Source organism: Ensifer sp. ENS11 (assembly GCF_014851895.1).
Classification (GTDB): domain Bacteria; phylum Pseudomonadota; class Alphaproteobacteria; order Rhizobiales; family Rhizobiaceae; genus Ensifer; species Ensifer canadensis.
The window spans coordinates 271,753-286,661 of the sequence record NZ_JACVAN010000006.1; the positions used below are offsets into that span (position 1 = coordinate 271,753).

Here is a 14,909-nt window from a genome sequence, read left to right on the forward strand (position 1 = left end):
AAATCGATTTCGAAATCGGCGTTTATTCGCTACGACTATTGCCTCAGGGAGGCAGCGGCGCCATCTGCGCAGCCGCGAGGCGCCGTGCTGCGAGGAGCCAGGCAATGTCCGAACACCATCATGGTCACGATCACCATGCTCACGACCATCACCACGACAACCATTTCACCGATATGGAGGCGCGGGTAAAGGCGTTGGAAACGGTGTTGACGGAGAAGGGCCTGATCGATCCGGCGGCGATCGATGCCATCGTCGAGACCTACGAGACCAAGATCGGCCCGCGAAACGGCGCCCGCGTCGTTGCCAAGGCCTGGACCGACGCCGAATTTGCCGACTGGCTGAAGGGCGACGCAACGGCGGCGATCGCCAGCCTCGGCTATACCGGCCGGCAGGGCGAGCACATGCGCGCCGTGTTCAATACGGCCGACACCCACAACCTCGTCGTCTGCACGCTCTGCTCCTGTTATCCCTGGTCGGTGCTCGGCCTGCCGCCGGTCTGGTACAAGGCGCCGCCCTATCGCTCGCGCGCGGTCATCGATCCGCGCGGGGTGCTGGCGGAATTCGGGCTGATGCTCCCCGAGGACAGGCGCATTCGCGTCTGGGATTCGACGGCGGAGCTGCGTTATCTCGTCGTGCCGGAGCGGCCGGTGGGGACAGAGGGGCTCCGCGAGGAAGAGCTTGCCGATTTGGTGACCCGCGATTCCATGATCGGTACCGGGCTTGCGCTTGTCACCGAGGCGCTGCGATGAACGGGCCGCACGATCTCGGCGGGCAGCATGGAATGGGTCCGGTCGCGCCCGAGACCAACGAACCCTATTTTCACGCCGAATGGGAAAAACGGGCGCTCGGCGTGACGCTTTCCTGCGGCGCCTTCGGCGCCTGGACCATCGACGAGAGCCGGCATGCGCGTGAAAACCTGCCGCCTGCCACCTATCTCTCGGCGAGCTATTACGAGATCTGGACGCGGGCGCTGGAGACGCTGCTGAAGCGCCACGGTTTCGTGACCCAGGCCGAACTCGACGGCGGCCAAATGCTCGAGAAAGGAGCCGAGCCCAAGCGCGTGCTGAAGGCCGACATGGTGCCGGCGGTGCTTGCCAAGGGCGGCTCTTGCGACCGGCTGGTCGAAACGCGCCCGCGCTTCGTCGTCGGCGAACAGGTGCGCACCAAAAATTTCAACCCGACGACCCATACGCGGCTGCCGCGCTATGCCCGCGCCAAGCTCGGCACGATCGAGGCGGTGCAGGGTTCCTTCGTCTTTCCCGATGATAACGCCCATGGCCGCGGCGAGAGCGCGCAGTGGCTCTATACAGTGGTGTTTGACGGGGCTGAGATCTGGGGCGAGGGCGCCGACCCGACATTGACGGTGTCGATCGATGCCTGGGAGAGCTACCTTGAGCACCTGTAAGACGACATCGCCGCTTGCCGCCTCCGCCGAGCTGCCGAAATCGCCCGAGGGCGATCCCGTCTTCGCCGAGCTGTGGCAGGCGTCTGCCTTTGCCATGACGGTGAGACTGCACGAAAAGGGCGTCTTTTCCTGGAACGAATGGGCCGAGGCGCTTCCCGCCGAACTCTACAAGCCCGGCCGCAAGGCGGATGCCAGCGACTATTTCGATTGCTGGGTGGCGGCGCTGTCGCGGCTCGTCACCGAGCTTTCGATCACCTCCAGCGGGCAGCTGGAAACCTTGACGAAGAGCTGGCAGCGCGCGGCCGAGGCGACGCCGCATGGGCATCCGATCCTGATCGAGAACGACCCGCTGCGGTAGCGGTCTGTCATATCTCATGGGACGCGAGCGGGTTTGCCCCTCACCCTAGCCCTCTCCCCGCGGGCGGGGAGAGGGGACGTGGACGACAATAGCGTTGCCACCTGGCATCTGTCGTTGACGAGCACCTCGGCAGCGAATGGCTGACGTGGAGTGGCCGCGAGCCACAAGTTTCCTTCTCCCCGCGTGCGGGGAGAAGGTGGCCGGCAGGCCGGATGAGGGGCCATCTCCACGGAACATCACGTAACGTGAATCGATGCTTCGAAAACTGAGCCAACGTTATGATATGGCGACGGTTTTAACCTCGAAACGCTTTCAGTTGCGGCAGCGCTGCAGTCGTCTCTGACGCCGTCAACTCTTGGCGGCTGCCGGCTTCTCGAACTGGCGGTAGCATTCGTCGGCGACCTGTTGCAGAAGCGTACGCGGCACTTCGCCGGTGACGGCATAGCCGATCGGTCCGTCGATCCAGTAGAAGGTTTCGACGCCGCCGCTGCTGTCGATGCGGAAGCTGGTTTCGCGGTTGTCCGGGTTGCGGCCGAGAAGCACGGTCAACCGCTGGCCGCTCGGGTCTTCATACATGAACAGCGCGCCCGCCTTGCCGTTGACCGGTAGCAGCCTGCCGCCGACGAGCGAAAAGCCGAGTTTCGACAGATCGGGAATGTTGAGCGGATGATCGAGCCGCTTGCCGAGCCAGGTGGCAAGGTGGGTCTGCTGGTCCGGCCCGACCTCGACGGCGTGGCGCACCTCGCTTGCATAGATGAGAAACGCTGACTGCGCCTGCCGCGGCAAGCTCTCAGTCACCAGGGCAACCTGTTCTGAACGTTCGGGGGCGAGGACATGCGGGGCATAAAGTCCGCTGAGGGCGCCGGCGCCAAAGAGCAGGAGACCGGCGGCGATGCGGCCGCCAAGGCGCAAAGTCCAGCGATCGCGCGAAGCGACGGCCGCGCCCCGGCTGCTCGTACCTGCGAGCAACGCCCGGTCGCGCTCGTCACTGCGGGCATAGGTCGAAAACATGGCGCGGAGTTCGGTTGCCTGGCCCTGCCACTGGCGGACCTCCTCGGCGCGCGCGGGGTTGCGCTCGAGCCATTGCTCGACCCGCGCCCGGTCCGCCTCGCTCAGGAAGCCGTCGACATAGGCGTTGAGGTCGTCTTCGGAGACGGTGTTCAATTCGTCCGTCATTTCGGTCTCCGCATGCTGATCACGTTGTCGTCCTTCATCGCTTCGGCAAGCTGGTGACGCGCCCGCGACAGGCGGGACATCACCGTGCCGATCGGAATGGCCAACATGTCGGCCACATCCTGGTATCGGTATCCCTCAATCACCACGAGCATCAGCACCGAGCGGTTTTCCGCCGAAAGGCCGTTCAGCTCCCGTTCCAGCCGCGAGCGTTCGAGCGGATCGCTCTCTTGGGTTTCCGCCTGGAGGCCGAGGTTGTCGTCGAGCTCGACCTGCGGGTGCAGCGCGGTGTGCCGGTGCCGGTTGCGGCTGAGATTGGTCATGATGGTGAAGGCCCAGGCACGCAGGTTGACTCCGCGCCACTGGGCGCGGCGCGCCAGAACCTTCTCGACACAATCCTGCAGCAGATCTTCACCATCAGGATCCGAGCGCACAAGGCTGCGCGAATAGCGCCGGAGCGCCGGCATCAGCGCCAGCACATCCTCCTCGAACCGGTCGGATGCGGGGCTTTTCGCCCCCGCATCCATATTCACGCCATCACGGCTTGACGACATCCCATTCGCCCTTCAAGCCATCCCCGGTAATGTCACCCATCTTCTTGTCCTTGATAAAGAAATACAGCGGCATACCGTCCTTGGCCCACTGCTTGGCTCCATCCTTGCGTTCGACGACCGTGTAGGCTCCTTCCGCCTTGGCATCGCCTTCGACCGTGAAGGGCGGCCAGTTCTTCGCGCAGGCGTCATAGCAACTGGAAACGCCGCCATGGTCGTCCTTGTAGGTGTAAAGCGTCATGCCGTTGGCGGCGGCGAGCACATTGCCCTTTGCCGTTTCGACCGTCTTGACCGGAGGTGCCGCAAAGGCGGCGCCGGCGACAAGGGAAATGGCAATAGCGAGCGGTAACGTTCTCATGGGAGCTTTCCTTCCTCAACTTGAATCTAGCGGAGTGCGCAGGCGCGCGGATCCTGACATGAGACACGAGGAGGGCGGGGATTATTCCCGGAATTGTTGCATCGTCGCACTTTTTTCAAGTGCCGGCGAGCCGCACCGCTTTCAGGCGCGGTTGGCGACGAAGCGGGCGAGTGCGGGGCCGATCATGGTGATGATCATGAGACGGGCGGACTGCAGCGCCATGACGAAGGAGAGGTCGACATTGCTCGAAGCGGCGATGACCGCGATCGAATCGAGCCCGCCCGGGCTGGTGGCGAGATAGGCCGTCAGCGGGTCGATGTCGGCGACCTTGATGAGCAGCAGGGCAAGCAGGCCGGAAAACGAGATCAAGACGACGATTGAGATCACCGTCGGCACCAGTGCGCGGCGCGCGTGGGCAAGGATCGAGCGGGTGAAGCCAAGGCCGATGTTCCAGCCGAGCAGGGCGTAACAGAGCGCCAGCAGCCATTGCGGCAGCTCGGTGGTCATGACGCCGCTGACATTGAGCACGGCGCCGACGAGGAACGGCAGCAGGAAGGCGCCGGCCGGCACGCGCAGCATCCGGCCGGCAAAGGCCGCGCCGAGCCCGACGGCAAGCGTTGCCAGGAACGGCAGGATCGAGACAGGCTCGAACCAGACGATTGCGGTTTCGGCCTCCGCGCCGGTCACCCAGAGATGGGCGACCATCGTCGCGGTGCTGGCGACGAAGATGACGCGCAGATACTGCATGAAGGCGACGAGGCGCGCATCGGCGCCATAGGCATCCGCCATCAAGAGCATGGTGGAGGCGGCACCCGCCGACGAGCCCCAGATCGCCGTCGTGCCCGGCAGGATGCGCATGCGGGTGATCACCCAGCCGCAGAGCGTGCTGACGGCGATGACGGAGAGAATGACGCCGAGGAACAGCGGCCAGTTGCCGGAAAAGGTGCCGAGCATGCCGGGCGTCATCGCGCCGGCGATCATCATTGCAAGAATGAATTGCACGCAGAAGTACACCTGCTTGGGCAGGCGGATGGTGCCGCCGTTCATGCCGAAGAGCACGGCCGCGAGCATCGGCCCCATCAACAGCCCGGCGGGAATGCCGACCAATTCGAGGACTGTCGCAAAGATCACGGAGACGAGCGTGAGAAGCAGCCATTGCAGCGTCGGCGCAAGGCGGCCGATGCCGACAGGGTCCGAAGACGAGGGCGTGGCGGGCTGGTCGGGCTTCAAGGGCATTCTCCGGCATTGCCTCAGGCGGTTGACGTGTTCGTGCCCGCCTGATCCGTTTGTCGGGGCTGGCCCATGCAGGGATCGGTTCGCCGCCGCGCAACCGCTCGTTAGCAGCATTGCGCGCAGGCATTCAAGCGGCAGGCTGGCCACAGGGCCAGAAGTGCCACAGCGGATAGGGCGGGCGGCCGAAACGACTGGATGGGGGTGCCGTCATGTGACACGCCTGCGCCATTGCGGCGCGGCGCTGGGCAGCCCGGCGCGCGGCAGATCGATGATAGCTCCTTGATCTGGTGCGGGATTTCGCGATGGAGGTCGTTGCAAACGCGGGTGCCGGGCGTCCGGCAGGATACGACGACCCGAAATCCGGGCTTGCTTGTGCACCCCGAATCCTGACACTTCGGATCATGCAATTTGCTCCGCAACAGGACGAGGCCCTCAAGGCCGTTTCACAATGGCTGAAAGAGGGCCGCTCGCAGCTCTTTCGGCTGTTCGGTTATGCCGGCACCGGCAAGACGACGCTTGCGCGCCATTTCGCCGAGCATGTGGATGGCGACGTGCTGTTTGCCGCCTTTACCGGCAAGGCCGCCCAGGTGCTGCGCTCCAAGGGTGCCAGCAACGCCAAGACCATTCACTCGTTGATCTACCGGCCGCGCGGCGAGGAGGAGGTTTCCGACGAGGAGACCGGCAAGACCTCGATCGCGCCGATGTTTTCCATCAACCGGCAAAGCCCGGTCGCAAAGGCGGCGCTGATCATCGTCGACGAATGTTCGATGGTCGACGAGGCGCTCGGCAAGGACCTGATGAGCTTCGGCACGCCGATCCTGGTTCTCGGCGACCCCGGCCAGTTGCCGCCGGTCACCGGCGGCGGCTATTTCACCAATCAGGATCCGGACTATCTGCTGACCGACATTCACCGCCAGGCCCGCGACAACCCGATCATCCGGCTGGCGATGCAGGTGCGCGAAGGCAACGAGATCATGCATGGCGACTACGGCACCACCCAGGTGATCGGCCGCGGGCAGGTCAACCAGGAGCTGGTGCTGGAGGCCGACCAGGTGCTGGTCGGCACCAACAAGACCCGGCGGCGCTACAACCAGCGGCTTCGCGAGCTCAAGGGCTTTACCAGCGAATATCCGCAATCCGGCGACAAGCTGGTCTGCCTGCGCAACGACCCGGCCAAGGGCCTGCTCAACGGCTCGCTCTGGCAGGTCATGAGCTCGTCGAAGGAAACGGTGAAGCCCGGCATCAACCTGATGATCCGCCCTGAGGACGACGACATGGATCGCGGTGCCGCCAAGATCAAGCTGCTGAAGGCAGCCTTCGAAGAGGTCGAGGGCGAAATTCCTTGGTCGACCCGCAAGCGCTACGACGAATTCGACTTCGGCTACGCGCTGACGGTGCACAAGGCGCAGGGCTCGCAGTGGAACAATGTCGTGCTGTTCGACGAGAGCTGGGCGTTTCGCGATACCCGCGAGCGCTGGCTTTATACCGCGATCACCCGTGCGGCCGAGCGCCTGACGATCGTTCGCTGAGGACGGGCAGGCCTAAGTCTTCGATCGAGGGAGATTTCAGTGCCGATCAACAGGATCATCATTTACGCCCAAGACGTCGAGGCGACCGTCCGCTTCTACGAGAAGCACTTCGGCTTTCAAGCATGCGACGAGGCGGGCGACCGGATCATCGAGCTGATCTGCGGGGAAGGCGGGGCCAACCTGATGATCCACCCGGCGGCCAAGGGACAGCGGCGCGGCCAGTCGCTGGTCAAGCTGGTATTCGACGTGAGAGACGTCGAAGCCTTCTGCGAGCGCTGCGCTGCCGAAGGGCTGGTGTTTGGGGCCATCCATCAGGCCGATGGCTATGTCTTCGCCAACGCGAAGGACCCGTGCGACGATCCGATCTCGGTCTCAAGCCGCGCTTTTCGCAACGGGTGACTGTCGAATAGCGCGGCGTTTTTCTTGGCTCCGTCGCGCCGCGGCCGGATCTGAAGCGCGCGCCGCTCTTTCTGCTCTTTGCTAGCGCTTGGTCGCCATCCACAGGACATGGCGGGCACCACCACGCTTGCCGTTGGCGCGCACATTCACCTCGTCGGTGGCAAAGCCGACTTCGCGCAAGCGGCGCGTAAAGGCGCTGTCCGGCGCCGATGACCAGACGGCAAGCACGCCGTTTGGGCGCAGGGCAGCCTTGGCCGCGCGAAGGCCGGTGTGGTTGTAGAGGCTGTCGTTGGAGGCGCGCGTCAAGCCATCCGGACCATTGTCGACATCGAGCAGGATGGCATCGTAAGCGGCGGTCTTCGATCGGATCAGCGCGCCGACATCGCCGACATGGATGTCGACGCGTGGATCGTCGAGCGTGCCTTGGTGGAGATCCGCCATCGGTCCGCGCGCCCACTCGACGACAGCTGGCACGAGCTCTGCGACCACCACCCTGGCATCATCAGGCAGCGCGCCCAATGCGGCCCGCAAGGTAAACCCCATGCCGAGGCCGCCGATCAGCATGCGGGCATTCTTCCGGCAGGCAATCCGCTCACAGCTCAGCGTCGCCAGCGCCTCTTCCGATCCGCTCAGCCGGCTGTTCATCAATTCCGTCGAGCCGAGCATGATGGAAAATTCGCTGCCGCGGCTCTTCAGGCGCAACTCGTCGCCATCACCGGGAATGGTTGCGCGGTCTAGCAGGATCCAGGGAAGCATCGGGGTCGTCTCTCATTGCATCGTTCAAGCGCCTCGTAACATGAGCGTGGCGCTGAAGACATCACATTGTCGATGATCCAGGGAGAATTGCCCCCTCACGATGCCCTTTTCGGCGACGGGAATTTCGACACCGCGATGCTTCATCCCCGTGACCAGCGCGGGATCTCGGCTAGATACGTCCGATAGCGCGAAGCGTCGCGCCTGGTTATTCCGCGGCGATCATGCCTGATAGCACCGCCTTGGCGATGGCCTGGAAGCGGTTGTGGGCGTTGAACTTGCGGATGATGCCGGCCTCGAGCGTCAGCGCTGCGGCCAGATCCATCTCCATCAGCCGGGCGATGCGTGCAGCCGGGTAACCTTCGGCCATGAATGTGAGGCATTCGCTCTCGATCGGCGAGAGATGCACGTTTTCGGCGTCATCGGACGAGGCCTCGCCCTGTTCAGCTTCGTTTTCCAGCAGTTCGGCGATGCGCTGCATCTGGCGCCGCAGGTTGGATTGTTGCGCCGCCAGTTCCCGGCGTCGTGACAACAGCGCTTCCTTGAACAGCCGGTCGGCCTCTGTCTGGTCGTCGGCGCCGGCAAGACCAGCGAGCAGTTCCTGGATGGCCGCGATCGGCATGTCGATTTCACGGCAGGCGTTGATGACGGCCATGCGGCGGATGTGGTCCGGTCCATAGACCCGCATCGGCCCCATGCGGGCGGCGGTCAGCAGGCCCTTCTCCTCATAGAAATGCAGGGTGCGGTGGGTGACGCCGAAGGCATCGGCCATATCGGCGATTGCAAGCGGGCTTGAGGGATCGTGATGGGGAAGCGGCAGTCTGGGCAGGTAGCCGGTGCGCTCCGGCGCCGCCAGCGCGCCCTCGTACTTCCAGTGGTCTCGCGGCATATCGATGATCCCCGTTTGACAGTGCCGCGCGCCTGTTCAAGGGGGCGAAGGCAGCCGTCACGCTTCGATTTGCTGCATAATTGATCCCGATATCGCTGCCGATTTACGGAATTATGCCGCAGGCATCAGGAACTCGTCGCGATCGCACGGTATGACCGGAGCGGAAGCGATCCGCGCTCCAATGCAACCGTCGATGGTCGACGATAGCGACTGCTGCTCGGCTGGGGCACACCGCGAAGGGCGCGGCTACTGCTGACAATTGTGCTTGCCTGACGAGCAACCAGGCACCAATTCCCAACGCATGGCCACACCGTATACGCGAATCACATATATGAATAGTCCTGAATATTGCAGGGGAAGTGCTGGTTTGGGCCATGCTGGCGGGCCGCTTAGGACGCAGGCAGCATGGTTTTCCGTCAGTGGCCGATGACCCGGAGTGGGCTGTTTGCGCTGAGGATGAACAGCGGCTCGTCGCCGCGCAGCGGTGCCAGTTTTTGCTGGCAGGACCAGGCGCTTTCGAAGCTGCCGCGGGTCAGCAGCTTGCGATACTGGGCGGTTGCCGTCATGCAATCCATCAGCGGGCTCTGGATCTGTTCTTCGCTCGCATGGGTGTAGATCTCGCCATCGAGGGAAAACAGTTCGGATGCCAGCGACATGCTTTCAAACAGCAGATCGGGCTCACTCTTCAATCGTTCGCTTGTGATGAAATCCTGCCGCAGCGGCACGCCTTCGCCATCATGCTTGAGCGTAACGCGCACACCGGCCGCAGGCGCGTCGTACCAGGTCAGCTCGAGCGAAAACGACAGCGCCGCATTGCGCGATACCGGCCGTCCGGCGTCGCCGTCGGTGGCGCGCGCCAGTGTCCGGTGGCGCTGAGCGGCGGCGCGAAGGGCGACGGCGAAGGCTTTGACGTCGGCGTTCTGGTCTCCCGATATGGCGACGTTGACGGAGGGCAGCACGCGCTCGATCGAATGGCGGCCGTTGAAGAGCTTCGCCTGCGCATCGATGTCCATCGTCATTTCCGGTGAAGGCAGCGGCGCAAACAACAAAAGCGGCAGCACCGACAGCACAGCCAGCGGCGAAGACAACGGTGCCGGCGGCCAGGCCGTCTTCTGGCCGGGGAGGCGCTTGCGCGTCAGCTTCGGCTGGCGCGTCTGTGGCTCGGCGGGGCAGGCCGCATCGATCTGCCGGCGGCTGTATTCCGGTACATAGGTGCCCTTGGGAATGACCAGATGCCATTCGTCCTCGGCGCCATCGGTCTCGTAATAGGCCTTGAGCAATTTGCGCAGCTTGCCGGCATGCACCCGCACCAGCGGATCGCTGTCGGCATTGAACGCCTGAGGGCGGTCGAAGACGTCGATGGCGATCGAATAGCCCTTCAATTGCGGGCCTTCGCCGATCATCTCCTTTTCGACCACATAGGCGAGAAAAGCGCGCAGGCGTTCGGAACGCGCGAAAGACTTGCTCTCGAGGATACGGCGAAGGTTTTGCCGTATCGTCTCGTCGCAGGGTCTTTCGACCGCCATCATCAATTGTTGCTCCAGGTTCATTCGTCGCGAAACTTTATGAAAGAGATCGAAGGGCAGATCTGCCGCAATTCGATATGATTCGGAAATTTAGGCTCAAAAAAAGCTGTTGTCAGGATGCTTGACCCCAAATTTGAGATTTATCTGAAATAAACTCAAAATTGCGACCGTCCCCTGTGGCAGAACGTAGCGGTGCGTCTTTTGCGACCTTGCATCGCCGACATCCGCATCGGTTTTTGCCTTGGTTGATGGGTCTTGCTGGACGCACTGCATGTTAGGCCCCACTAATGTCAAGGTTTCGTCAAGGCATGGCCGGCAAACAAGCGACGCCGGAGCCGACTTTCGCTGGCGAACGTACTCTTTGGAATTGCTGCATAATCTTGGTCCAAACTGTTTTCTGTTTTTACAATTATGCAGTAGAACATTGCATTGACATTGCCCGCCTCTGGAAAGTTCCGACATGCCCGCAAAACTGTCCGTGAATCTGAATGCCGTTGCCATGCTGCGCAACCGGCGCGATCTTCCCTGGCCGTCCGTCACTGCGCTCGGCCGCATTGCTCTTGAAGCCGGCGCAAGCGGGCTGACGGTGCATCCGCGCCCCGACCAGCGCCATGTGCGCTTCTCCGATCTGCAGCCGATCCGCGATCTCATCGACGACGAATTCTCAGCGACCGAGTTCAACATGGAAGGCTACCCGAACGAGGAGTTTCTACGCCTCGTCGAAACGCACGAGCCGGAACAGGTGACGCTGGTACCTGACGATCCGGCGCAGGCGACCTCAGACCATGGCTGGGACTTCCGCAAGAACCACAACCTGCTCGGCAGCGTCGTTGGTCGGCTGAAGAAAAAGGGCTTTCGCGTTTCGCTGTTTGCCGATGGCGACGAGGACACCGAGGCGCTACGCATTGCCAAGGAGACGGGTGCCGACCGCATCGAGCTTTATACCGGCCCCTATGGCGGTTGCTATGACGACCCCGAGAAGGCGGAAAAGATTGCCGCCGAACTCGGCCGCACGGCGGAAATCGCCGCCAGCCTCGGGCTCGAGGTCAATGCCGGGCACGACCTGACAGTCGCCAATCTGCCGCTGCTCGCCAGGCACATCCCCAACCTCGCCGAAGTGTCGATCGGCCATGGCCTGACGGCAGATGCGCTGGAGTATGGCATGGCCGAAACCGTGCGCCGCTTCCGCCGCGCCTGCGGCCAGACGGTTTGAAGCCACCATTTGCAGGCGACGCAGTCCCTGACGGGCGCGCCATTCAGAGCGGCAGGCGGGCGCGGAGCCCATGGGGACGTCGCGAGTTTCGCGACGTATTCCGCAAGCGCTGGCATGGCGGAATGTTCACTCTTGCAGCGCCGCGCGGCGCTGTAACATTTTAAAATTTCTGCATAATTTTCTCCGTCGATCGATTCCGATTTAAGGCGCGCCATGCAGTTGCTGTGTCGCGAAAACCGGACCGACGAGGCGAAATTCATGAGATTGCCGATATGAAAGACATTTTCGTCGTCACCCACACTCAATCCATCCACCACGAAGAGGACAAGGTGGGAGGCTGGTACGACACCGACCTGACAACTCGCGGCCACGAGGACGCGGCGGCAACTGCCGAGCAGCTGCTGGACCTCATCGGCGGGAACGAGGTGGAGATCCATAGCTCGGATCTTCGCCGCGCATCGCAGACGGCGGCTGCCATTGCAAAGCGCTTCCAGCGGCCGGTGACGGAGACCGCCGATCTCAGGGAAATCAGCTACGGTGTGGCGGGCGGCAAACCCCAGGCGTGGCTCGACGCACGGTATAGCCCGGCGCCGGACGACAACCGGCTCGATTACCATTGCGGCATCGATGGCGCGGAAACCCGGCGCGACGTGGCAGCCCGTGTCTACCCTTGCGTGAACGCGATCGTCGAGCGGCCTTGCGAGACACAGATCATCGTGACCCATGGCTTTACACTCACGCTGGTCCTTGCCGCGTGGATGAAGATACCGATCGATGCCTCGGGCTTCCTGAGTTTCCCGGCAAAATCCGGGAGCATCACGCATCTGCGCCAGGACGATTTCTTCCGAAATCGGGCAGTCATCAGCCTGGCGGATGCCTCCCACCTGAACTCCTGAGCGCCGTGAAACCGAGACGCTGAACTTTCAGGAGCAAAGTTTCTCGAACGAGTCTTGCGACTGGCGCGCGCAAACCTGCGGCTTGACTGCTATAGGTCGAGCCTATCTTTTCCTTTGTGTGCGGCTAATGACATCTCCCACCAGTTTCCGCGAGCGTATCGCTCTCTATGCCCTTCTGACCTCGCTAACCTCCATCAGCATCGATGCGCTGTTGCCGGGCTTGCGTCAGATCGGGGCCGATGTCGGCGTTGCGCCGCCGCTCTCTACCCAGCACATCATATCGCTTTTCATCCTCGGCATGGCGTTCGGAGAGTTGCTGCTGGGCCCGCTCTCCGACGCGATGGGACGAAAGAAAGCGCTTGTTCTGGGCCTTGGCGTCTATGCGCTCGGTACGGTCATCGCCATGGTGGCAGGCTCACTCGAAATGGTGATTCTCGGCCGATTTCTTCAGGGGGTCGGCGTCTCCGGACCGAAGATCGCCACGCGGGCGATGATCCGCGACCAGTTCGAGGGCGATGCCATGGCCCGCGTCATGTCATTCATGTTCACGCTCTTCATTCTCGTGCCGATGCTGGCTCCGACGTTGGCGCAGGGTATCATCGCGGTCGGCGGCTGGCGCAGCGTCTTCGTGGTCTATCTCGCTGTGGCAGGCCTTCTCGGGTTGTGGCTGGTCATGCGGCAACCGGAAACATTGCCGGCCGGGAAACGCATTCCCTTTCGTCCGAGGCTTCTGCTGTCGAACGGGCGGCGTATCCTGTCAAATCGGCGCGTGACGCTGCTGATCGTGGCGACCGGGCTCGTCTTCGGTGCGCAGCTCCTTTACCTCAGCACGGCGGCCGATCTCTTCTTCGATGCCTATGGGATCGGACAAACCTTCCCATTGTATTTTGCGATGCTGGCCACAGGGATCGGGCTTGCTTCGTTCCTCAACGCAAAACTTGTGCAGCGCTTTGGGGCGGAGACAATGGCACGCTATGGTTTTGTCGGGCTGGCGACGGCGGGACTGATGATGCTGGCGGCATCCATTTTTTGGGGCGGACGGCCGCCACTGACCGTGCTGATGGTGCTCGGCTTTGCGGCGTTCTTTGCAGTCGGGGTGCTGTTCGGCAACCTGAACGCCATGGCTATGCGCTCGCTTGGCCAGGTTGCGGGCCTCGGCGCATCGTTGATCGCCTCCGGATCGAGCCTGATCGCGACCCTGTTTGCCATCGGTCTGGGCGCCTTTTACAACGGCACGACGCTGAACCTGTCGGCGGGTTTCTTCCTCGCGGGCATCAGCGCTCTCGTTCTGGCCGAGATCGCGGTGCGGGGAGATGTCGGGCCGGTGGAGGCCGTCCGATAACGATAGAGGGCTGCGAAGATTGGGCAGGCCGTGGGGAAAGCTTGGAAGCAATGGGGTGTTGGCGGACCGAAAGCCGGCATTTGCCGGCCCGGCTGATGACAAACGACCGAGATCCCCTGTTTGATGCGAGAGACATCCCGTCCTTCTCATCCTCGCCCTTGTGGCGGGGATCCAGTGACCCGACGTCTGTCGGGTCAAAAGACCTTTCAGCCCAAAGACTTGGGCTGGCTAGATTCCTGTGACAGGCACAGGAATGAGGGCGCTTACCATTCAGCCGGCAAGTCTTGCCCTGCTGGCTTCGAGGAAGGCGGTGAGCGGCAGGGGGGTGGCGCCGGTCAGGGTCGTCACGTCGCTCGTCACCATGTCGATATGGCCCTCGCGGGTGTTGGCGTCGAAGGAGACGACGATCGGGATGAGGAAGTCGGGCAGGCCCGCGCCCTTCAGCCCGCCGGCCAGCGCGTCGTCGGAAATGTGGACGACGTCGAGCGGCTTGCCGGCAGCCTTGGAGACGAGAGCGGCGATCTCGTCGGTCGAGCGCAGCTCCGGGCCGGTCAGCGTGAACGTGCGGCTTTCATCGCCGGCTGAAAGCAGGGCTGCTGCGGCGGCCTTTGCGGCATCGGCGCGGGCGAGGTGGGCGAGGCGGCCCTTGCCCGAGGACGAGTACCACTGTCCGGTTTCCAGCGCATGCGGCAGCGCCATGAACAGGTTTTCCATATACCAGCCGTTGCGCAGGATCGTGTAGGGGATGCCGGTTGCCTTGATGGCGTTTTCGGTGCCGAGATGATCGGGCGCAAACGGGATGACCGAGGTCTCCGGGTTCGGCATCGAGGTGTAGAGGATGTGCTTGGCGCCGGCCTTCTTCGCGGCCGCGACGGCTGCCAGATGCTGATGCAGGCGCTTGCCCGGCTGGTCGAGCGCATCGGTGGAGATGATCAGGATGCGGTCGGCGCCGGCAAAGGCCCGGTCGAGCGAGGCCGGATCGTCGAAGTCGGCGACACGTGCCTGCACGCCCTTGCCGACATAGTCGGAAAGCTTTGCCGTATCGCGGCTGGTGGCGATGATGTTGGCCGGCTGGACCTTGCCGGATGCAAGCAGCGCATCGAGCACGAGCTTGCCGAGCTGGCCGGTGGCGCCGGTCACGAGCAATGTATCGGACATGAACTTTTCCTTTTTCTCTGTGATGCCAGCCGACGCTTCGGGAGGGAAAGCACGTCTGCCGGTTGTTGGTCTCTTTTTGAGAGTTGCTCTAATCTAGTAATCTGGTAAGAGCTGTAAAGGAGGCAG

At 62.9% G+C, this 14,909-nt stretch carries 16 protein-coding genes; 8 read left to right on the forward strand and 8 right to left on the reverse strand.

The genetic code is table 11. The annotated features are described in order from the left end of the window. The first annotated feature begins 104 nt into the window (after nucleotides 1–104). The 3 genes from nthA to IB264_RS14575 are packed head-to-tail and all read left to right on the forward strand — an operon-like array spanning nucleotide 105 to nucleotide 1,763. Nucleotides 105–749 carry a nitrile hydratase subunit alpha gene (nthA, locus tag IB264_RS14565; RefSeq protein WP_192433714.1) on the forward strand — a complete coding sequence of 215 codons (645 nt, stop codon included), beginning with the start codon at nucleotides 105–107 and terminating at the stop codon, nucleotides 747–749. Next, entirely contained in the window at nucleotides 746–1,405 is a 660-nt protein-coding gene (nthB, locus tag IB264_RS14570; RefSeq protein ID WP_025427645.1) for a nitrile hydratase subunit beta, read from the forward strand. The genes nthA and nthB overlap by 4 nt, the downstream gene beginning before the upstream one ends. Then, nucleotides 1,374–1,763 carry a nitrile hydratase accessory protein gene (locus IB264_RS14575; protein WP_375154966.1) on the forward strand — a complete coding sequence of 130 codons (390 nt, stop codon included), beginning with the start codon at nucleotides 1,374–1,376 and terminating at the stop codon, nucleotides 1,761–1,763. The genes nthB and IB264_RS14575 overlap by 32 nt, the downstream gene beginning before the upstream one ends. A gap of 348 nt (nucleotides 1,764–2,111) precedes the next feature. Here the strand turns inward: IB264_RS14575 and IB264_RS14580 are convergent, their stop codons facing one another. The 4 genes from IB264_RS14580 to IB264_RS14595 all read right to left on the reverse strand — a co-directional run bounded on the left by IB264_RS14580 (nucleotide 2,112) and on the right by IB264_RS14595 (nucleotide 5,075). After that, nucleotides 2,112–2,939, reverse strand: coding sequence for an anti-sigma factor (locus tag IB264_RS14580; protein ID WP_025427643.1), 828 nt, complete (start codon nucleotides 2,937–2,939; stop codon nucleotides 2,112–2,114). Next, entirely contained in the window at nucleotides 2,936–3,490 is a 555-nt protein-coding gene (locus IB264_RS14585; RefSeq protein WP_192433718.1) for an RNA polymerase sigma factor, read from the reverse strand. The genes IB264_RS14580 and IB264_RS14585 overlap by 4 nt, the downstream gene beginning before the upstream one ends. After that, nucleotides 3,474–3,845, reverse strand: coding sequence for a hypothetical protein (locus IB264_RS14590; RefSeq protein ID WP_025427641.1), 372 nt, complete (start codon nucleotides 3,843–3,845; stop codon nucleotides 3,474–3,476). Before IB264_RS14590 ends, IB264_RS14585 begins: the two co-directional genes overlap by 17 nt. 141 nt (nucleotides 3,846–3,986) lie before the next feature. Next, nucleotides 3,987–5,075: an AbrB family transcriptional regulator gene (locus IB264_RS14595; protein WP_057211151.1), complete on the reverse strand. Its 1,089-nt coding sequence runs from the start codon at nucleotides 5,073–5,075 to the stop codon at nucleotides 3,987–3,989. A 404-nt stretch (nucleotides 5,076–5,479) separates the two neighbouring features. On the opposite strand from IB264_RS14595, the gene IB264_RS14600 reads away from it, so the two are divergent. Together IB264_RS14600 and IB264_RS14605 are read left to right on the forward strand one after the other, a co-directional pair. Then, nucleotides 5,480–6,607 carry an ATP-dependent RecD-like DNA helicase gene (locus IB264_RS14600; protein WP_025427639.1) on the forward strand — a complete coding sequence of 376 codons (1,128 nt, stop codon included), beginning with the start codon at nucleotides 5,480–5,482 and terminating at the stop codon, nucleotides 6,605–6,607. Between the two features lie 39 nt (nucleotides 6,608–6,646). After that, nucleotides 6,647–7,006: a VOC family protein gene (locus tag IB264_RS14605; RefSeq protein ID WP_025427638.1), complete on the forward strand. Its 360-nt coding sequence runs from the start codon at nucleotides 6,647–6,649 to the stop codon at nucleotides 7,004–7,006. 81 nt (nucleotides 7,007–7,087) lie between these two features. Here the strand turns inward: IB264_RS14605 and IB264_RS14610 are convergent, their stop codons facing one another. From IB264_RS14610 to IB264_RS14620, 3 genes are all read right to left on the reverse strand, one after another. After that, nucleotides 7,088–7,762: a spermidine synthase gene (locus IB264_RS14610; protein WP_025427637.1), complete on the reverse strand. Its 675-nt coding sequence runs from the start codon at nucleotides 7,760–7,762 to the stop codon at nucleotides 7,088–7,090. A 205-nt stretch (nucleotides 7,763–7,967) separates the two neighbouring features. Then, a complete protein-coding gene (locus IB264_RS14615) occupies nucleotides 7,968–8,648 on the reverse strand; it encodes a MerR family transcriptional regulator (RefSeq protein WP_025427636.1) in 681 nt (226 codons plus the stop codon). Between the two features lie 416 nt (nucleotides 8,649–9,064). Next, nucleotides 9,065–10,177: a hypothetical protein gene (locus IB264_RS14620; protein ID WP_025427635.1), complete on the reverse strand. Its 1,113-nt coding sequence runs from the start codon at nucleotides 10,175–10,177 to the stop codon at nucleotides 9,065–9,067. Nucleotides 10,178–10,634: 457 nt separating this feature from the next. Between IB264_RS14620 and IB264_RS14625 the strand changes: the two genes are divergently transcribed. The 3 genes from IB264_RS14625 to IB264_RS14635 all read left to right on the forward strand — a co-directional run bounded on the left by IB264_RS14625 (nucleotide 10,635) and on the right by IB264_RS14635 (nucleotide 13,625). Continuing rightward, on the forward strand, nucleotides 10,635–11,387 hold the full coding sequence (locus IB264_RS14625; protein ID WP_025427634.1) for a pyridoxine 5'-phosphate synthase: 753 nt from the start codon (nucleotides 10,635–10,637) through the stop codon (nucleotides 11,385–11,387). A 272-nt stretch (nucleotides 11,388–11,659) separates the two neighbouring features. Beyond that, a complete protein-coding gene (locus IB264_RS14630) occupies nucleotides 11,660–12,283 on the forward strand; it encodes a histidine phosphatase family protein (RefSeq protein ID WP_025427633.1) in 624 nt (207 codons plus the stop codon). A gap of 127 nt (nucleotides 12,284–12,410) precedes the next feature. After that, nucleotides 12,411–13,625: a multidrug effflux MFS transporter gene (locus IB264_RS14635; RefSeq protein ID WP_025427632.1), complete on the forward strand. Its 1,215-nt coding sequence runs from the start codon at nucleotides 12,411–12,413 to the stop codon at nucleotides 13,623–13,625. 270 nt (nucleotides 13,626–13,895) lie between these two features. Here IB264_RS14635 and IB264_RS14640 read toward each other — a convergent pair whose 3' ends face one another. Beyond that, nucleotides 13,896–14,783, reverse strand: coding sequence for an NmrA family NAD(P)-binding protein (locus tag IB264_RS14640; protein WP_025427631.1), 888 nt, complete (start codon nucleotides 14,781–14,783; stop codon nucleotides 13,896–13,898). Between the last annotated feature and the right edge of the window lie 126 nt (nucleotides 14,784–14,909).

What these genes read in the sequence shown, in the direction of transcription:
- nthA (WP_192433714.1), top strand. Translation starts at nt 105, where the DNA reads ATGTCCGAACACCATCATGGTCACGATCACCATGCTCACGACCATCAC.
- IB264_RS14580 (WP_025427643.1), bottom strand. Translation starts at nt 2,939, where the DNA reads ATGACGGACGAATTGAACACCGTCTCCGAAGACGACCTCAACGCCTAT.
- nthB (WP_025427645.1), top strand. Translation starts at nt 746, where the DNA reads ATGAACGGGCCGCACGATCTCGGCGGGCAGCATGGAATGGGTCCGGTC.
- IB264_RS14615 (WP_025427636.1), bottom strand. Translation starts at nt 8,648, where the DNA reads ATGCCGCGAGACCACTGGAAGTACGAGGGCGCGCTGGCGGCGCCGGAG.
- IB264_RS14600 (WP_025427639.1), top strand. Translation starts at nt 5,480, where the DNA reads ATGCAATTTGCTCCGCAACAGGACGAGGCCCTCAAGGCCGTTTCACAA.
- IB264_RS14610 (WP_025427637.1), bottom strand. Translation starts at nt 7,762, where the DNA reads ATGCTTCCCTGGATCCTGCTAGACCGCGCAACCATTCCCGGTGATGGC.
- IB264_RS14625 (WP_025427634.1), top strand. Translation starts at nt 10,635, where the DNA reads ATGCCCGCAAAACTGTCCGTGAATCTGAATGCCGTTGCCATGCTGCGC.
- IB264_RS14575 (WP_375154966.1), top strand. Translation starts at nt 1,374, where the DNA reads ATGCCTGGGAGAGCTACCTTGAGCACCTGTAAGACGACATCGCCGCTT.
- IB264_RS14630 (WP_025427633.1), top strand. Translation starts at nt 11,660, where the DNA reads ATGAAAGACATTTTCGTCGTCACCCACACTCAATCCATCCACCACGAA.
- IB264_RS14635 (WP_025427632.1), top strand. Translation starts at nt 12,411, where the DNA reads ATGACATCTCCCACCAGTTTCCGCGAGCGTATCGCTCTCTATGCCCTT.
- IB264_RS14620 (WP_025427635.1), bottom strand. Translation starts at nt 10,177, where the DNA reads ATGATGGCGGTCGAAAGACCCTGCGACGAGACGATACGGCAAAACCTT.
- IB264_RS14590 (WP_025427641.1), bottom strand. Translation starts at nt 3,845, where the DNA reads ATGAGAACGTTACCGCTCGCTATTGCCATTTCCCTTGTCGCCGGCGCC.
- IB264_RS14640 (WP_025427631.1), bottom strand. Translation starts at nt 14,783, where the DNA reads ATGTCCGATACATTGCTCGTGACCGGCGCCACCGGCCAGCTCGGCAAG.
- IB264_RS14585 (WP_192433718.1), bottom strand. Translation starts at nt 3,490, where the DNA reads ATGTCGTCAAGCCGTGATGGCGTGAATATGGATGCGGGGGCGAAAAGC.